13 protein-coding genes and 1 riboswitch are annotated in these 15,477 nt (G+C 41.5%); of the genes, 11 read left to right on the forward strand and 2 right to left on the reverse strand.

Going from position 1 to position 15,477, the window contains the following annotated elements:
- The first annotated feature begins 44 nt into the window (after positions 1–44).
- The 4 genes from BK575_RS07450 to BK575_RS07465 all read left to right on the forward strand — a co-directional run bounded on the left by BK575_RS07450 (position 45) and on the right by BK575_RS07465 (position 5,744).
- Positions 45–1,319 carry a sensor histidine kinase gene (locus BK575_RS07450; protein ID WP_235867330.1) on the forward strand — a complete coding sequence of 425 codons (1,275 nt, stop codon included), beginning with the start codon at positions 45–47 and terminating at the stop codon, positions 1,317–1,319.
- A complete protein-coding gene (locus BK575_RS07455) occupies positions 1,316–2,236 on the forward strand; it encodes a response regulator (RefSeq protein WP_078409818.1) in 921 nt (306 codons plus the stop codon). Before BK575_RS07450 ends, BK575_RS07455 begins: the two co-directional genes overlap by 4 nt.
- A gap of 327 nt (positions 2,237–2,563) precedes the next feature.
- Positions 2,564–2,647: riboswitch (cyclic di-GMP riboswitch) on the forward strand.
- A 212-nt stretch (positions 2,648–2,859) separates the two neighbouring features.
- Entirely contained in the window at positions 2,860–4,038 is a 1,179-nt protein-coding gene (locus BK575_RS07460; protein WP_078409819.1) for an ATP-grasp domain-containing protein, read from the forward strand.
- A gap of 122 nt (positions 4,039–4,160) precedes the next feature.
- On the forward strand, positions 4,161–5,744 hold the full coding sequence (locus BK575_RS07465; RefSeq protein WP_235867331.1) for a methyl-accepting chemotaxis protein: 1,584 nt from the start codon (positions 4,161–4,163) through the stop codon (positions 5,742–5,744).
- Positions 5,745–5,881: 137 nt separating this feature from the next.
- Here BK575_RS07465 and BK575_RS28430 read toward each other — a convergent pair whose 3' ends face one another.
- Together BK575_RS28430 and BK575_RS07470 are read right to left on the reverse strand one after the other, a co-directional pair.
- The gene (locus BK575_RS28430; RefSeq protein WP_169907640.1) at positions 5,882–6,031 is read right to left on the reverse strand and encodes a hypothetical protein; all 150 of its coding nucleotides are present in this window, start codon (positions 6,029–6,031) and stop codon (positions 5,882–5,884) included.
- The gene (locus tag BK575_RS07470) at positions 6,028–7,317 is read right to left on the reverse strand and encodes a UDP-glucose dehydrogenase family protein (protein WP_078409821.1); all 1,290 of its coding nucleotides are present in this window, start codon (positions 7,315–7,317) and stop codon (positions 6,028–6,030) included. Before BK575_RS07470 ends, BK575_RS28430 begins: the two co-directional genes overlap by 4 nt.
- 455 nt (positions 7,318–7,772) lie before the next feature.
- On the opposite strand from BK575_RS07470, the gene BK575_RS07475 reads away from it, so the two are divergent.
- The 7 genes from BK575_RS07475 (at position 7,773) to BK575_RS07505 (ending at position 15,459) form a co-directional block, all read left to right on the forward strand.
- Entirely contained in the window at positions 7,773–8,582 is an 810-nt protein-coding gene (locus BK575_RS07475) for a UTP--glucose-1-phosphate uridylyltransferase (RefSeq protein ID WP_078414692.1), read from the forward strand.
- Between the two features lie 148 nt (positions 8,583–8,730).
- Positions 8,731–9,828, forward strand: coding sequence for a CotS family spore coat protein (locus tag BK575_RS07480; RefSeq protein WP_078409822.1), 1,098 nt, complete (start codon positions 8,731–8,733; stop codon positions 9,826–9,828).
- 2 nt (positions 9,829–9,830) lie between these two features.
- The gene (locus BK575_RS07485) at positions 9,831–11,357 is read left to right on the forward strand and encodes a glycosyltransferase family 4 protein (RefSeq protein ID WP_078409823.1); all 1,527 of its coding nucleotides are present in this window, start codon (positions 9,831–9,833) and stop codon (positions 11,355–11,357) included.
- 259 nt (positions 11,358–11,616) lie between these two features.
- Positions 11,617–12,579, forward strand: coding sequence for a bile acid:sodium symporter family protein (locus BK575_RS07490; RefSeq protein ID WP_078409824.1), 963 nt, complete (start codon positions 11,617–11,619; stop codon positions 12,577–12,579).
- Between the two features lie 342 nt (positions 12,580–12,921).
- Entirely contained in the window at positions 12,922–13,968 is a 1,047-nt protein-coding gene (locus tag BK575_RS07495; RefSeq protein ID WP_078409825.1) for an XdhC family protein, read from the forward strand.
- Positions 13,965–14,636, forward strand: a complete 672-nt coding sequence (locus BK575_RS07500) for an NTP transferase domain-containing protein (RefSeq protein ID WP_078409826.1) — start codon at positions 13,965–13,967, stop codon at positions 14,634–14,636. The genes BK575_RS07495 and BK575_RS07500 overlap by 4 nt, the downstream gene beginning before the upstream one ends.
- The gene (locus BK575_RS07505; RefSeq protein ID WP_078414693.1) at positions 14,590–15,459 is read left to right on the forward strand and encodes an FAD binding domain-containing protein; all 870 of its coding nucleotides are present in this window, start codon (positions 14,590–14,592) and stop codon (positions 15,457–15,459) included. The genes BK575_RS07500 and BK575_RS07505 overlap by 47 nt, the downstream gene beginning before the upstream one ends.
- Positions 15,460–15,477 lie beyond the last annotated feature (18 nt).

A 15,477-nucleotide genomic window follows, 5' to 3' on the forward strand; every position in this document is an offset into this window, starting at 1 on the left:
GAGAAAACGGCTTTTAGGAATATGCATAGCGATGGAGGAGGGCCATGTTGAAAGAAAGAATGTGGGTTATACTGTTGATGATGGTAACGGTGCCTCTTGCCGGTGAATTTAAGTTCTACCCGTTTGGCGATACGTTCAGGGTCAGTTTAGGGACACCTGTCTTTTTCTTGTTTTTATTATGGGGAAGAGGAATTCATCCCTATATTTCAGGAATAGTAACGGGGACGGGTGTGCTGGCTTTTCGGTTTTTAGTGGCTGTGGGTCTCCGTGATATAGCGATTGAAGAAGCCGTGTATCTTCATTTTCCTGCTTTTTTCTATTATGTCACGTATGCATTCATGTTTCATTGGACGAAATTGAACGAACGGCATGACCAGCCATTTATGATCGGGCTATTAGGAGTGGTGACTGAGTTTTTTGCCAGTGTTTCGGAAATGGCCATCCGTTCTTCGTTGGCAAATGATCTAATATCGCTGACTGCCATTGAACAAATCATTTTCATTGCGTTTATCCGCAGTTTTTTCGTTCTTGGCTTTTTCAATATTTTTAAGCTAAGGGAAGCGAAATTGGCGGAGGAAGAGCAGCGAAGACAAAACGAGCAAATGCTCATATTTATTTCCAATTTGTATGAAGAATCGGTACAGTTAAAGAAAACGATGCAAAATGCGGAAGAAATCACTCGTATGTGCTATGATTTTTATCGCCGATTAAAATTGTCAGAAACCAAAAAGGATGATGCGCAAACCGCCTTGCAGATTGCCGGGCTTGTGCATGAAATCAAAAAAGATAATCAGCGGATTTATGCGGGACTGTCGGAGCTTATGTCTTCTGAAAACCTCCAGGACTATATGAATATTGAACAACTTGCAAACATTATGTTCGTGTCTAATAGGAGGTATGCGGAGTCTTTGGGGAAGGATGTGTCTTTTTCCCTGTATGTAGAAGGAAATCATTCGCCGTACCATGTGTATATGGTATTGTCGCTCATCAATAATTTATTGGCCAATGCCGTGGAAGCCATTGAGAAAACAGGATATGTTTCACTGCATGTGAAACAAAAAAATCAATGTGTGGAATTTCGCGTCAGCGACAGCGGGCCTGGTGTTCCGCCGAAGCTGAAAGAAGTGATTTTTACAGAGGGGTTCACCACGAAGTTTGATTTGTCCGGGAATCCTTCGACGGGAATTGGCTTAACGTATGTAAAGCAAACTGTCGAGAAGTGGGGAGGACATATTAGACTTATGGATGATTATAAAGAGACCGTATTTGTTGTGGAAATTCCGACAGAGGCAATGGTAGAGAAAGGAATAGCAAGATGAATTATTTTATTATAGACGATGATCCTGCCATTCGGGCGATGCTGATAGAGATGATTGAAGATGAGGATTTAGGAAACGTGGTCGGAGAAGCAGAGGATGGAGAATTGGTGGACAATGGTTTACTGTCTTTAAAGAAAGTGGACATTGTCTTAATTGACTTGCTTATGCCCATAAGGGATGGGATTGAAACGGTTCGGGCCCTTTTTGACGGCTTTAACGGAAAGTTTGTCATGATTTCACAAGTAGAAACAAAAGAGCTTATAGGAGAGGCGTACAGTTTAGGAGTGGAGTACTATATCACGAAGCCGCTAAACCGTCTTGAAATTGCGGGCATCTTAAGAAAGGTGAACGAGCGGTTATTGCTGGAACAATCGATTCGGGGCATTCAAGAATCATTGACCTTATTTACAGGCCGGCCGCAATCGTCTGCTATGCCTTCTTCCCATACGAAAAATATTACGGAAGCCGGAAGAACGCTCATTTCCGACCTTGGCATGATTGGAGAAGGGGGAAGCGAGGATTTACTGAAGATATTGGAATTCCTTCAATATGAAAGGCAAAGGCTTGGCTCCAGCTACACTTTTCCTCCGTTAAAGGAAATATTCGCGGGCATCGCTGCCGAAAAGCTGGGGAAACAAGCGAAGGAGGCCGACATCCAGAAAGAAATGAAAGCGTCCGAACAGCGTGTGCGCCGATCCCTTTATCAAGCGCTCATCCATATTGCTTCATTAGGGTTGACCGATTATACCAATCCAAAATTCGAAGCGTATTCTTCCACGTTTTTTGACTTTTCGGAAGTTCGGAAGAAAATGTTGGAGCTGGAAAACCAAAATGAAAAAAGTGTAAACCAAAGCCGTATTAATATGAAGAAGTTTGTCCAGGCATTGTTCATGCAAGCGAGGCAGCTGATGGATTAAAGTATAACGATAGAAATGTTTCTGTCTTAATAAAAATATTTCGGAAGTCTTCGATATTAGCAAATAACACTTTATTTTTGGGGATTCCAAGCCTGCGCGAGTAAAATAATGTATTGACAGCCATTGATTTTCTATGGGTATAACTGGTTGCCTCCCTGAAGTTATTGTATTTAGTCGGACCACCTTCATGTATATGATGAAAAGAACATTTTTTAATCCTTTGGAAAAATTGTGAATTATGTAGAAAAATATCGAGTTTGTAGAAAAAATATGGAATTTCTTCATTATTTATACTAAAATAGTCCTGTATCTAATTTCACTATTATTTTCCGATAAGGGCAAACTTGTTGAAAGACAAGGACGCAAAGCCACGGGCCTAACGCATACTGCAATGGCAGCCGGGTTACCGAAGAAGCTGGAATACGTCTTTTTAAAAGATGCACATGTCCACCCTTTTTCGGGGTGGCTTTTTTTATGTCAGAGAAACCGAACCTTAAAGTGAAAATAAAACAAAACGGTTTAGGCGGGAAGTAATAGTGGTGAAAGGAAGAATAGACGAATCCATTATATTGACAGCTGTTTTTCTCAAATAACTGTCAATCAATTATGAAAGGAACATTTGCATGATTATCATCAATGAACAAATTATTTCACCGCTTTTAATTGACACGTTAAAGAACCTTGAAATTCCTGTTTTAAAGGAAGAACCGCATGAGGGGGCTTCTGTGGAATTGTCCGCCTTACAAGCAAAGGCATTCTTTGACATGTTCGATCAACATCAAAAGCTGCTTACCAATTCTGAAAGTTGCTTATCTTTACTCGAGTTACATAAGCCTGAAAGCGAACAAAACCGGTGGTCAAAGCTATTAAAGGATAAAGGGAAGTTACGCAGTCTTCTTTCCCGCATGTACCCCGACTATTTTTATAAAGTCGTCAGTATTTCCGAACTTTTTGATATCAATGTTGACGACATTCCGTTTCCGGTCGTAATCAAGCCGACACTAGGTTATTCAAGCGTAGGTGTTTATAAAGTGAAAAATGCCGGCGAATGGGAACAGGCATTACATAAATTAAATGTGGATTTCATTCTTTCTAAAGATCTCTACAATCAAAATGTGATTAATGTTAATCACGTTTTAATAGAAGAATGGATACAGGGCGAAGAGTATGCGGTAGACGGTTATTTCGATAACAAAGGAAATCCTGTCATCTTGAATATGTTTAAGAGACTATTCAAAGATGAATACGACACGTCAGATCGCATTTATTTTACATCAAAACAAGTGATAACCGAGATTTATGAGGATATTCTTTCATTTATGCTGAAACTGAAAGAGCTAGTTCCCTTAAAAAATTATCCGGTTCATTTTGAAGTGAAGAAACATAGAGACAGATTAGTTCCTATTGAAATTAATCCATTGCGATTTGCCGGGGCAGGTACGACCGACTTAGGTTTTCACGCTTATGGATCTAATGTGTATGAACATTACTTCCTCGGGACAAGCCCAGATTGGGACGCGATTTTAAAAGAAATGGATGATGCTGTTTACAGTTTTTGCTGCGCAGAAGTTCCCTTGGACTTGTCAATGTCCATTGTGGAAAAAGTCAACCATAACGAGTTTCAAAAACAAATTAACCATATTTTGGAATATAGAGAAATTCATGCAGCGAATGATCGAACGTTTGCGATTGTTTTCTTTAAGAGTCTTGATCTACAAGAAAATGATCGGTTGCTGCATTTAGACTTAAATCAATTTATTACAGTAAAAGAGGGGAAAGTCCTTCAAGAAAGGGAAATATGATAAAAATCAGTTTGTTACATCCTAAAAAATCAATTAAGTCACAGTTAGTTGTTAGCTTTTTAGTGCCATTTTTAGTTTTTTCAATGGTTATATGCGTTTTTTTTGTTAATATGATGAATTCTATGATAAATGATCATGTGCTTTCTCAATTCGATAATAGACTCCAAGAAAACGGAAAAACGTTAGCGAGCGCTGTTGATAGCGAACTTATTAATCATACAATGGAGAATCCTGCAGAATACGGTGAGGATTTAAAGCAATATTTGGATTCTTTCATAAAAGAGCGCAAAGGCATCGAATACGTTTATGTATTATCGAAAGAAAATGATAAAGATGTTATCGTCGCATTAAACGGCAGTGATGATTTTATGGTTGAATCGCCTTTTACAAAAGAGCAAAAACAATCTTTTGAGCAAAAAAGCGAAGTGTTGAGCTCAATTTATACAGATCAGTGGGGAGTACATAAGTCTTTTTTCACACCGGTAGATAATACAAATGCAATCATCGGAATTGACATGGACGCCGCCTTTATCGATGCATTACAAAAACAAGTCCTTCTATATTCGACTTTATTTTTAATTGCAGCCGTATTTATTGGAGGGCTTTTGGCGATTTATATCGGAAGTAGGATTTCTAATCCGATCAATCGTTTAGTTCGTTTCACAAAAGTCATTTCGTCCGGAAATCTCGGCCAAACCATCGATATAAAGCGAGAAGATGAAATTGGTTTATTGTCTAATAGTTTTGAAGAGATGCGTCAAAATTTGCGTCTTATTATTGATAGCGTAAGAGAAAAATCACAAACAATCAATGAAACAAGTAATAATCTTCTTATATCTTTTGAAGAGTTGGAAGGAGCTTCCCAACAAATCGTGACGGGAACAAATGAGGAAGCTCATGGAGCGGAAGAAAGAGCCAAACATATAGAACACATATCCAATATGACGACTGAAATGTCTGCAGCAATCGAGAACATGGACAATCAAACTAAACAAATAAAAGAATTCACTCATCATACAAGCAAGCTATCTGAAAAAGGTTATGAGCAAGTGAGTGTGATTTCGGACCAAATTAATAAAATTAAACATAATGGAGCAACTACAAAGGAAAATTTATCTAAATTAAATCACAAGCTGGAACATATTAACCGGATCATTGATTTAATTCGCGAGATTTCTTCTCAGACGAACTTGTTGTCGTTAAATGCGTCCATCGAGGCTGCTCGTGCCGGAGAAGCCGGAAAGGGATTTTCTGTAGTTGCCCAAGAAATTCAAAAACTAGCCAATCAAACAGCTGCATCGATAAAGGATATTTCTGATACAATCGATGAAATTAATAAACAAACGAATAAAGTGTTGCATCTTAACCAACAAGATTTTGAGGATATCGTAAAAGGTGTAGAAATTGTAGAAGACAATGGTCGTCTCTTCAATGAAATTTTCCAATCAGTTGAACAGCTTAAATCAAGATCTGATATTATATTTACAAGTTCAAGCGATATAGCGAGAGCATCAGATGCAACACTTTCTTCGATTCAAGAAATCGCGGCTATTACCGAGCAAAGTGTGGCGACAGCTCAAGAAATTGCAGCCGCCGCCGTTCAACAGAACAGTACGGTTGAGACATTAAAATATCAGAACCATTTGTTGAAAGACGTGGCTAACGTGCTCCAAGGTACTGTCGGGAGATTCAAAATAGATGGTTGAATTAATATAGGAGGGTGACTCACAAGGTATGTTTTTTAATAGCTTGTGAGTCACCCTCATTCTTTTCTCTTTATAAATTATAAACGGAACGGATATATTTGATTCGGATTAGACCTTCTTTTAAAGAGATTTTAGAGTCATAGTGAAGCAATCCATGGCCTTGGATAGTCAGCCCAAGTATGTTTAGGTTCTCCGCTCACCTTGGCGGAATAATGGATGTTCACTTTCTTACCTGTCAGCTTTTCGCATAAATGGGAAGCGATTGCGGCTGTGACTAGAATGTTCATGGCTGTGCCACCCCTATATACTGCAAACCGTGTTGTTGAACCATTTGCGGATTAAGGCAGTTGCGGGCGTCTAAAATGATAGTGCCCTTCATAAGCTTTTTCACTTTTGCCAAATCTAAATGAACAAATTCAGGCCAATCTGTCGCAATGACGAGACAATCGGAATCGATGATGGACTCTTCCAACGTTGGGTGCTGAGTTACATTCGCTTTTAAGGAAATGGGCAATGTCGCTTTCGGGTCATACGTATGAACATTGCAGCCAAGCTCATGCAATCTTTCAATTAGGTGAACGGCTGGAGACGAGCGGGTATCATCTGTATTTGGCTTAAAGGCGATGCCTAAAACGGTGATAATTCTTCCGTTCAATTGTTCAAAAGCTGAATGGAGTTTTTCAATATAGAGGTCTACTTGTGTTGTGTTAACAGCTTGAACGGCCTGTAAAATAAGCGGGGTTACATGCTTGGCCAACGCGCTGTGCTCTAACGAACGTACATCTTTCGGAAAACATGAACCACCGTAGCCGATTCCAGATTGAAGGAAGTGAGGGCCGATTCGCGGGTCTGTGCTGATTCCTTTTACCACATCTTTAATATTTACGCCGTACTTGTCACAAATTCTAGCAATCTCATTAATAAAAGAGATTTTCGTTGCTAGAAATGCGTTGGAAGTATATTTAATCATTTCGGCACCACTTAAGCTTGTAACGATATAGGGAGCATCCAGCCCTTTATACAACTCTTTCATGATGGAGAGGGATTTCTTATCATCATTTCGCATCCCTACAACAATTTTATCTGGATTTTCCATATCATAGATGGCTGTGCCTTCTTTTAGAAATTCCGGGTTTGAAACAACGTCAAATAAATGGGAGGGGATTCCTTTTTTGATGAACATACTATGAATCCATTCATTTGTTCCGGGGGGCACCGTACTTTTCGTAATAATCGTTTTATACGATGATAGGTTATCTGCAATCTCCTCTACGACTGACCTAACATATGTTAAATCCGTTTTCCCATCTGGAAGAGACGGAGTTCCGACTGCAATGAGCAGGACAGATGCCTTTTCCATCATTTCCTCTAATGATGTCTTAAAGGTTAAGCGTTCACGGTTCGTTTCAAATAATTCTTTTAAACCGGGCTCATAGATGGGAACCTTTCCTTGTTGCAGCGTTTGAATATGTTTGGCATTCTTGTCTACACAGCAAACTGTGTGCCCAAGATTGGCTAAAACAGCAGCTGTCGTTAATCCCACATATCCCGCTCCTATGATGCATACATTCATCTTTATGTTGCTCCTTTCTCAGGCAAACTTTGTACGCGTTATATCGTATTAAGGTACAACCGTATCTTGTGATAACAGAAACAGCCCATTGAGTAAAAAATATGCGTATTTATCGCCATTTTTTGGTTCCGGACAACTTTCTACTTCTATAGAAAAGAATACGATATAGGTAAAGTGAAACTTCATTCAGGGGGATCTTACTACCTGTTAGAGAGATAAAGGAAACTTCCATCGGTGGTGGGTTCCTTCATCCCCCACCGATGGTTAATTAGGCCCGCATGATGCGGGTCACATAGACGTTGCCGCAGGACGCGGCGGTATTAGTCTGTGTTCTTATAATCGGGCTTTTACGGGCAGTTATCCTCCACTTAAACTTCCGTGATTACGCCAAGTTTTGAAGTGGGGGCCTTACAGCCCGTTAATGAGGGATAAACGGAAGAAGGGAAGAGAAAATGGTGATAAAAAAAGCAATCATACCAGCAGCCGGCTTCGGTACAAGAAGTCTTCCGATTACAAAGGTCATTCCAAAAGAAATGTTTCCCATCGGGGTAAAGCCGGCTATCGAATATGTGATGGAAGAAGCCCTTGCATCCGGGATTGAGCAAATATTAATGATCGTCTCGCGTTCCAAAAATTTGATTGTCGACTACTTTGATCATTCTTTTGAACTGGAAGCGTTTTTGGAAAAAAACAATAAAACGGAGTTATTGGAAAAACTGAATATTCCTGATGTTCAAATATTGTATACACGCCAATCGTATGCAAGAGGACTTGGTGATGCGATTCGTCTTGGGAAAGGATTTGTCGGAAACGATCCGTTTGCGGTATTGCTTCCGGATGATATTATCGTTCACCAAAGCGGAAGCGGTTTACAAGAGCTCATTGAAGTGTACGAGAAACAACAACGCAGTGTCATTGGCCTATCGGAGGTAGATTCTGCACGCTTAAAGAATTATGGGGTCATCAAAGGGAAAAAAATTGATGACAATCTTTTTGAGTTGTTTGACATTATCGAAAAACCGAAAGAACATCCCCCTTCTAATTTTGCCGTAATTGGCCGGTACGTATTTACGCCTGATATCATGTCATATTTGGAGACGCAAAATCCCGGTGTAGGGGGAGAAATTCAATTAACAGATGCCATTAAAGAAATGTTGAGCAAGGACAAGTGTTATGGAAAAGTGGTGGGGGGAGAAAGGTACGATATTGGTTTAGAAGCTGACTATATTAAATTAATTAACGAAATCTATCATAGATCGATTTAGCAAATTCGATACGGCCAAACATCGGCTATAACAAATTTTCTAGACCTAAGCGACTGCCGCTCTCTTTGCGGGGGTGGAGTCATCCGCCATGGTGAACTTTTTTCATAGACTGTCATAAAAATAATTACAAACTGGTAGGAGGGGTAGTGTGGATAAAAAGATAATCGAACCATGGGATGTGGATGAACTTGTTCATGATGAGTTTTATGTGCCAGAATATATTGAGCAAATGGGACGGGAGGTTCTTCATCATTACGACTTTTCCGTTAGTGATATCCAAATCGTGACAACAAAGGCGGATAAGGGCGGGGCCATCTGGAAGCTTGAGACGAATAAGGGGCCAAAAAGTTTGAAACTTCTCCATAGAAGGCCAACAAGAAGTTTATTCAGTCTGGGGGCGCAAGAATATTTAGTCGATGTCCAGAAAGCGAGAGTGCCTCCAATTGTTAAAACAAAAGACGGAATCAATTATGTGGAAGCGGGAGGGAAGTTGTGGTTTGTAGCGGAATGGATTGAATCATTGGCACCTGTGACAAAAGACTTGGAAGGGGCAAAACATCTTTGTTATGCGCTGGGTGAATTCCATCGCCTGACGAAAGGATACGTGCCCCCGAAGCAAGCGGAGAACGCTTCAAGACTATACAAATGGCTGAAAGGTTATGAAAAGATCATTTTTAAGATGGATTGGTTCCGAACGATTGCGAAGGCATATGATGAAATGCCGGCAAGTTCCGCTGTATTAAGTGTTGTAGACCAATTCGAGGAACAGGCAAGAAAAAGTCTGGAAAGGCTCCAGCAATCCAGTTACCTGGACTTAACAAAGCATGGAAATGCATATTGGGGGCTCGTTCACCAAGATTATGGGTGGTCGAATGGGCAAATGGGTTCAAATGGCATGTGGGTCATTGATTTGGATGGTGTCGCCTATGACCTGCCGATTCGGGACTTAAGGAAGTTGATTACCGGTACAATGGCCGATCTATTTAATTGGGATGTCACATGGATTCGGGAAATGATCAAGGCATATCATGAAGCGAATCCGATTTCAACTGAACTGTATGACATTTTAATGATTGATTTGTCGCTTCCAAACGAATTTTATAAAAATATAAAAGAAATGGTTTATGAACCGGAAATGTTTCTAAATGAAGAAACAAAACAAATGGTTCAAATCATTGTCGACACGGACCAGTCAAAATGGCCTGCGTTAGAGGAAATTGCAAACGATTGGAAGGGAAGGGGATAAATATGAAAATCTTAATGATTTGTACTGAAAAACTCCCTGTTCCTCCGGTATTGGGAGGAGCGATTCAAACTTATATCTCCGGTGTACTCCCGCACATAAGCCGCCATCACGACATTACCATTTTAGGAACGGATGATCCATCGCTTCCTGATCAAGAGACCATCAATGGAATTCATTACGTACGCATACCGGGAAAGATATTTGAAATATACAGGGAAGGTGTTGTCAATTACGTCCAATCCAATCGCTTTGACCTTATCCACATCTTCAATCGTCCCCGACTTGTCATCCCTGTCCGTCAGGCTGCCGCTCAAGCAAAAATTACGTTAAGTATGCATAATGATATGTTCAACCCCGAAAAAATTGATCAGGAGGAAGCGGCACAAGCGATAAATGAGGTTTCAAATATCGTGACGGTCAGCGATTATATTGGAAACGTGATAAAGACTTTATATCCGCAAGCTTCGTCAAAAGTGCGCACGATTTATTCGGGGGTAGACATCGATCGGTTTTTACCCGGAAACCATCCGAATATGAGAAGAACAAGAAACGACATTCGACAGGCGAACGGTTTGGAAAATAAGACGGTTCTATTGTTCGCCGGAAGGCTTTCCCATAATAAAGGCGTTGACAAGTTAGTAAGAGCGATTCCGGAGCTTTCGAAAAAATTTAAGGATTTAGCATTAGTTATTATGGGAAGTAAATGGTTCAGCCAAGAAGATACGACGGATTATATCGCGTATGTACGTGCACTGTCTAAGAAACTGACCGTTCCGGTTATTGCAACAGGATTTGTGTCACCGAGCGAAATCCAAAAGTGGTTCGCGTCTGCCGATTTATTTGTATGTACATCCCAATGGCAGGAACCGCTGGCCCGCGTACATTATGAAGCGATGGCGGCAGGTCTTCCCATTGTCACGACGGCAAGAGGAGGAAATCCGGAAGTGATCCTCAAAAGGGAGAACGGTCTTGTAGTTGAAAGACCGGAAGATCCAAACTGCTTTGCTGAAAACATTTCCGAGATTCTTTCCAATCCATCATTGATGAAAAAGATGGGGCAAAAAGGAAGGGAACTGGCGCTTTCTTTATATACGTGGGATCGAGTAGCCTCTGAATTGCTTGAAGTTTGGGAGCAAGCGAGAGTCGCTGAATCATCCGCAGTTCCTGTTGAAGACACTGGAAAACAGGCTGTATTGGAAATGGTTAAGGGATTGGATAAAGAACAAACAAAAGCAGAAGAAAAAGCGGCAGCTAAAAAGAAGCGGACAGAAGCAGAAGAAAAAGCCATATCTAAAAAGAAGCGGACAGAAGCAGAAGAAAAAGCTATATCTAAAAATAAACAGAAAGAAGCAGAAGAACAAGTGGTATTGGCAGAGAAGCAGGCAAAAGCGGAAGAAAAAGATTTTATTGAAAGCAGTGAATCTTCACCGGCAATAGAGGCCAAAAGAAAGCGAAAAAGAAAGAGAAGAAGAACAATCCTCAAAGGAAATGCCAATATTCATAGTACATCGTACCGCTCTGTTTATTGATGAACGAAGATAAAGAAGATAGGAAAATGGAGCGTTAATCAATTAAAAACGAGGACTGACTTGGAGGTAAACTTTATTTCTTTAGTCAGTCTTTTCTATTGGCTGTGTCATAAATGGGAAGAGAAGTTCCGAATAATGACTAGGCAGATTACGGCAAAATGAAAACAATCGTGATAAAATAGAAGCAATAGATATATTGTATGAAATCGCTTTTTTTGTAGCAGTTATTACATGAAGAGCACAATGGAGGTCAAAAGACATGCTGCAAAAAGCGAACCGTTTCCTTGAAAAGACGATGCCCGTTCTTACCCCAATGAGTGTATTGTTGGGGGTTTTACTTGCGGATGGGGTTAAATCCTATGCCTTTTTAGTGCCGTGGATCTTTGCTTTTATGACATTTACCGGGAGCCTAAGTTCCAATTTTAAAGCGCTTAAGCGAGTGCTGGCCCACCCATTACCGATGTTCCTTGCATTACTTATTTTACATATATTGATGCCGGTATGGGCGTGGACAATTGGGCATGTGGCATTCGCCGGCGATGTGTTCACGATTACAGGCCTCATTTTAGCGGCGGTGATTCCGACGGGAATTACAAGTTTCATGTGGGTTTCCATTCATAAAGGAAATATTCCCCTCGCACTGTCGATTATCTTAATCGATACATTCCTATCTCCGTTCATTGTGCCATATGCCCTGACATTAACAGCGGGGGAGAAAGTTCAAATGGATATATGGGGGATGATGCAGGGACTGATTTTAATGATTGTCCTTCCTTCAGTATTGGGTATGCTGTTAAATCAGATGACGGATGGCAAAGTGAAAGATGTGATAGGAGTAAGGCTTGCACCTTTCTCCAAAATGGGTTTAGTGGTGGTGGTCATGTTAAATAGTGCCGTGGTCGCTCCATATTTGAAAATCGTCGATAAAAAGCTGATTTCTATCGCTGCCGTTGTCTTCCTGCTGTCATCTTCCGGTTATTTATTTTCATGGCTGATCAGTAAAATGTTTAAGAGAGATAGAGAGGAGATTGTAACGTTGACATTTACGGGCGGCATGAGAAATATTAGTGCCGGTGCTGTCGTGGCTGTTGCTTATTTTCCTCCCCCTGTTGCGGTTCCTGTTGTGCTGGGCATTCTTTTTCAACAAATACTGGCTTCCTTTTACGGACATATGCTGCATCGATCTTATTACAGGCCAGTCCAGCGCTATGAATCGATGTAATGAATTCGATATAAGAAAAAACCTTGTATAGGCCTATTCAAGATATCGGCTTCTATCTAAGGGAAAAGAACCGTTGAGAAAATCCAAAAAAGGATTTCTTGACGGTTCTTTTTTCTTTAGTTCTCGAGGGCTTCCGAGAGTTTTAAAGGTCAGCCAGCAGTAAGGATATCACCTTCGTTGTTTAGAAAATCCAAATACATATTTTGGATTATTGGTGTTAGGAAATGTAACATAAAAATAGATTTATATGTTTGGATGTAACATAATCTAACTATATATTTCATTTAATAACTCGGCACAGCTTCATTCGATGGAGGAACATTTACAAAGGAGAGGGTGCTGTTGGAAGAGATTTATCGCATTTTAGATCACATTGACTCCTCAGTTCAAAGAGATATCTTGGCGACAATTATCCATGTAGAAGGTTCGGCATATCGAAAAGAAGGAACGTCTATGTTGTTCCGGGAAGACGGGACCCAAGTTGGGGTATTAAGTGCCGGGTGTCTTGAAGAAGATCTTTCCATCCGCGTACAGGAAATGCGGGCCGAAGCTGGGCCGCAAATGTCGATCTTTGATATGAGAAGCTATGATGATTTGTCATGGGGACAGGGGGCAGGATGTAATGGTGTTATTCATGTATTGCTGGAACCGGTCGATGTTCGGCTGCGTCAGCATTTGTCTGTACTCAAATTCTATCTCCAAGCCGGAAAAACGGTCATGATGGTGAGAAAATTAACCGACGGCTTTGCCGTTTCGGGTTATTTGTTTTTTGTGGAAGGCCAGCTGCCGTTTGGAGAATGGCAGGGGACCATACCGAATGAAGTAAAGACTTTACAGACGAAATGGAAGAACTCCAGACATAAGAGCGGCCTTGCTTTTATTCCGGAATTAGACGAATCCTTCTACCTCCATTGTTTTCGTCCAAAGCCGAGACTCATCGTTTTTGGGGCGGGGATGGATGTGGTGCCGCTCGTAAAGCTTGCAGCGCAAACAGGCTTTTCTGTCATTGTTTGTGACTGGAGGCCGGCGTTTTGTCGTGAAAGTCATTTTCCGGATGCGGATCAACTCGTCATCGGTTTCCCGCAAGAAACCGTGAACCAGCTCCAATTAACACCCGATGATTTTGTCATGATCCTTACTCATCAATTCCAGCGCGATCAAGAGCTGCTTCAGCTCTTGGTGAAACAAAAGCTCCGGTATTTGGGAGTATTGGGTTCGAAGTCGAGGACCTCCCGCTTGCTCGGCGGAAAGGAAATTCCTGATAGCATCTATACCCCCGTCGGTCTTCCGATTGGGGCAGAAGGGCCGATGGAGATTGCGGTCAGTATCGTTTCCCAATTGATTCAAATTTACAGGAAGCGGGATGTTGGCAAGGTGATAAGTGCATGAACCGAAAACGTATTATCGCGGTCTACTTGGCGGCGGGTAAAAGCAGCCGGATGGGGACAAATAAGCTCTCCCTTTCGTTAGGAGAAACAACAGTCGGCAGCTCTGGGCTTCAAGCCGCTCTTCAATCAATGCTCCACCATGTCATTGTGGTGGCAAAGGCAGAAGACACACTTGACTGGATGGACCCTATTTTTTTCTCCGGTGAAATAAGAAAACGCTGGACTTGCATTCCATGTCCCGAAGCCCAAAAAGGGCAGGCTTATTCATTAAGATGTGGCCTGCAGGAAGGAAAACGAATGAAGGCAGACGGAATCATGATTTTGCTTGCTGACCAGCCATTTATTTCAGCACAGATGATCAATGATCTGATAGATGGTTATGAAACACATAAGAATATTCCTTTTATCACTGCTAATTTCCGGAGTATACTCAGACCTCCGGTTTTGTTTTCTCCTGAAGTCTTTCCATCTCTCATGAGGCTTGAGGGAGATGAAGGGGCGCGAAAGCTGCTGCGCCAGGGAGCGGTGATGAAGGGGATGGCAATCGAATACATGAATGAACGAGCATTCTATGATATTGATACAAAGGAAGATTATGAACGGGTGAAAGGAGGAAGAGGAAATGATTACGGCAGGAGAATTACAAGCGCAGGTGTGGATGCCTTCTAGTGTCGAAGAGGCATGGGAGGCCAAACAAAAGCTCGGTTCGGATGCTTGTTTCGTCTCAGGAGGGACATTGCTGCAAACTCAATGGGAAAAAGGGGTGCCGTGTCCTGGGAATTTCATTAGTTTAGAGCGGATTCAAGAAATGCGGGGAGTCAGCAAAGAGTTTGATGGCAATCGTACAGTCCTTCAGGTCGGAGCGCTTACGTCTCTGTCTCTTTGTCAGGGCCATCCTTTTATCATAAAGAAGGATTGGGCGCTGCTGGGCGAATCAATCAGGTCAATCGCAGCCCCCGCTGTAAGAAATAGAGGAACGCTTGGGGGAAATATATCAAGTCGTTTTGGAGACAGCATTCCGGCACTGTTAGCGATGGATGCGGAAATCATCTCGTTTGACGGAAAAAAAAGGAGAAGGCAAGAATTATGGAAATGGCTTAAATCAAAAGCTGAACCGCCTCTTTTAATAAGCATTTTGCTTCCCGAAGAAAAAAGGGCTGCCAAAACCGTTCGTTTTTATAAAAAAATCGGTCGCCGAGAAGCTTTTTCGGTTTCTCTTATTGCCGTTTCCGGTTTGTGCATATGGAATGAAAAAGGAGAAGTAGAGAAAATCCGGCTGGCTGCGGGAGGCGGAGACAACCCTCCGCAGCGGTTAACAGACTGTGAGAAGCTTCTGGAAGGGTCCATTCCTGATCCGGACCTTTGGCAAAAACTCTATTTAGAGATTGCAGAGGAATTTCAGCCTGTTTCTGATGCGTTCGCTTCTGCGGATTATCGGAAATGGACGGCGGCGAATGTCATCATGTCAGAGCTTACGAGGTTAAAAGGTTAATAGAGAAAAAGGAGGGGG

The sequence above is a fragment of the Priestia abyssalis genome (assembly GCF_002019595.1).
Classification (GTDB): domain Bacteria; phylum Bacillota; class Bacilli; order Bacillales; family Bacillaceae_H; genus Bacillus_BA; species Bacillus_BA abyssalis.

Excerpts from the sequence above, each read along its gene's own strand:
- BK575_RS07450 (WP_235867330.1), top strand. The coding sequence starts at position 45 with ATGTTGAAAGAAAGAATGTGGGTTATACTGTTGATGATGGTAACGGTG.
- BK575_RS07455 (WP_078409818.1), top strand. The coding sequence starts at position 1,316 with ATGAATTATTTTATTATAGACGATGATCCTGCCATTCGGGCGATGCTG.
- BK575_RS07460 (WP_078409819.1), top strand. The coding sequence starts at position 2,860 with ATGATTATCATCAATGAACAAATTATTTCACCGCTTTTAATTGACACG.
- BK575_RS07465 (WP_235867331.1), top strand. The coding sequence starts at position 4,161 with ATGATAAATGATCATGTGCTTTCTCAATTCGATAATAGACTCCAAGAA.
- BK575_RS28430 (WP_169907640.1), bottom strand. The coding sequence starts at position 6,031 with ATGAACATTCTAGTCACAGCCGCAATCGCTTCCCATTTATGCGAAAAG.
- BK575_RS07470 (WP_078409821.1), bottom strand. The coding sequence starts at position 7,317 with ATGAATGTATGCATCATAGGAGCGGGATATGTGGGATTAACGACAGCT.
- BK575_RS07485 (WP_078409823.1), top strand. The coding sequence starts at position 9,831 with ATGAAAATCTTAATGATTTGTACTGAAAAACTCCCTGTTCCTCCGGTA.
- BK575_RS07490 (WP_078409824.1), top strand. The coding sequence starts at position 11,617 with ATGCTGCAAAAAGCGAACCGTTTCCTTGAAAAGACGATGCCCGTTCTT.
- BK575_RS07500 (WP_078409826.1), top strand. The coding sequence starts at position 13,965 with ATGAACCGAAAACGTATTATCGCGGTCTACTTGGCGGCGGGTAAAAGC.
- BK575_RS07505 (WP_078414693.1), top strand. The coding sequence starts at position 14,590 with ATGATTACGGCAGGAGAATTACAAGCGCAGGTGTGGATGCCTTCTAGT.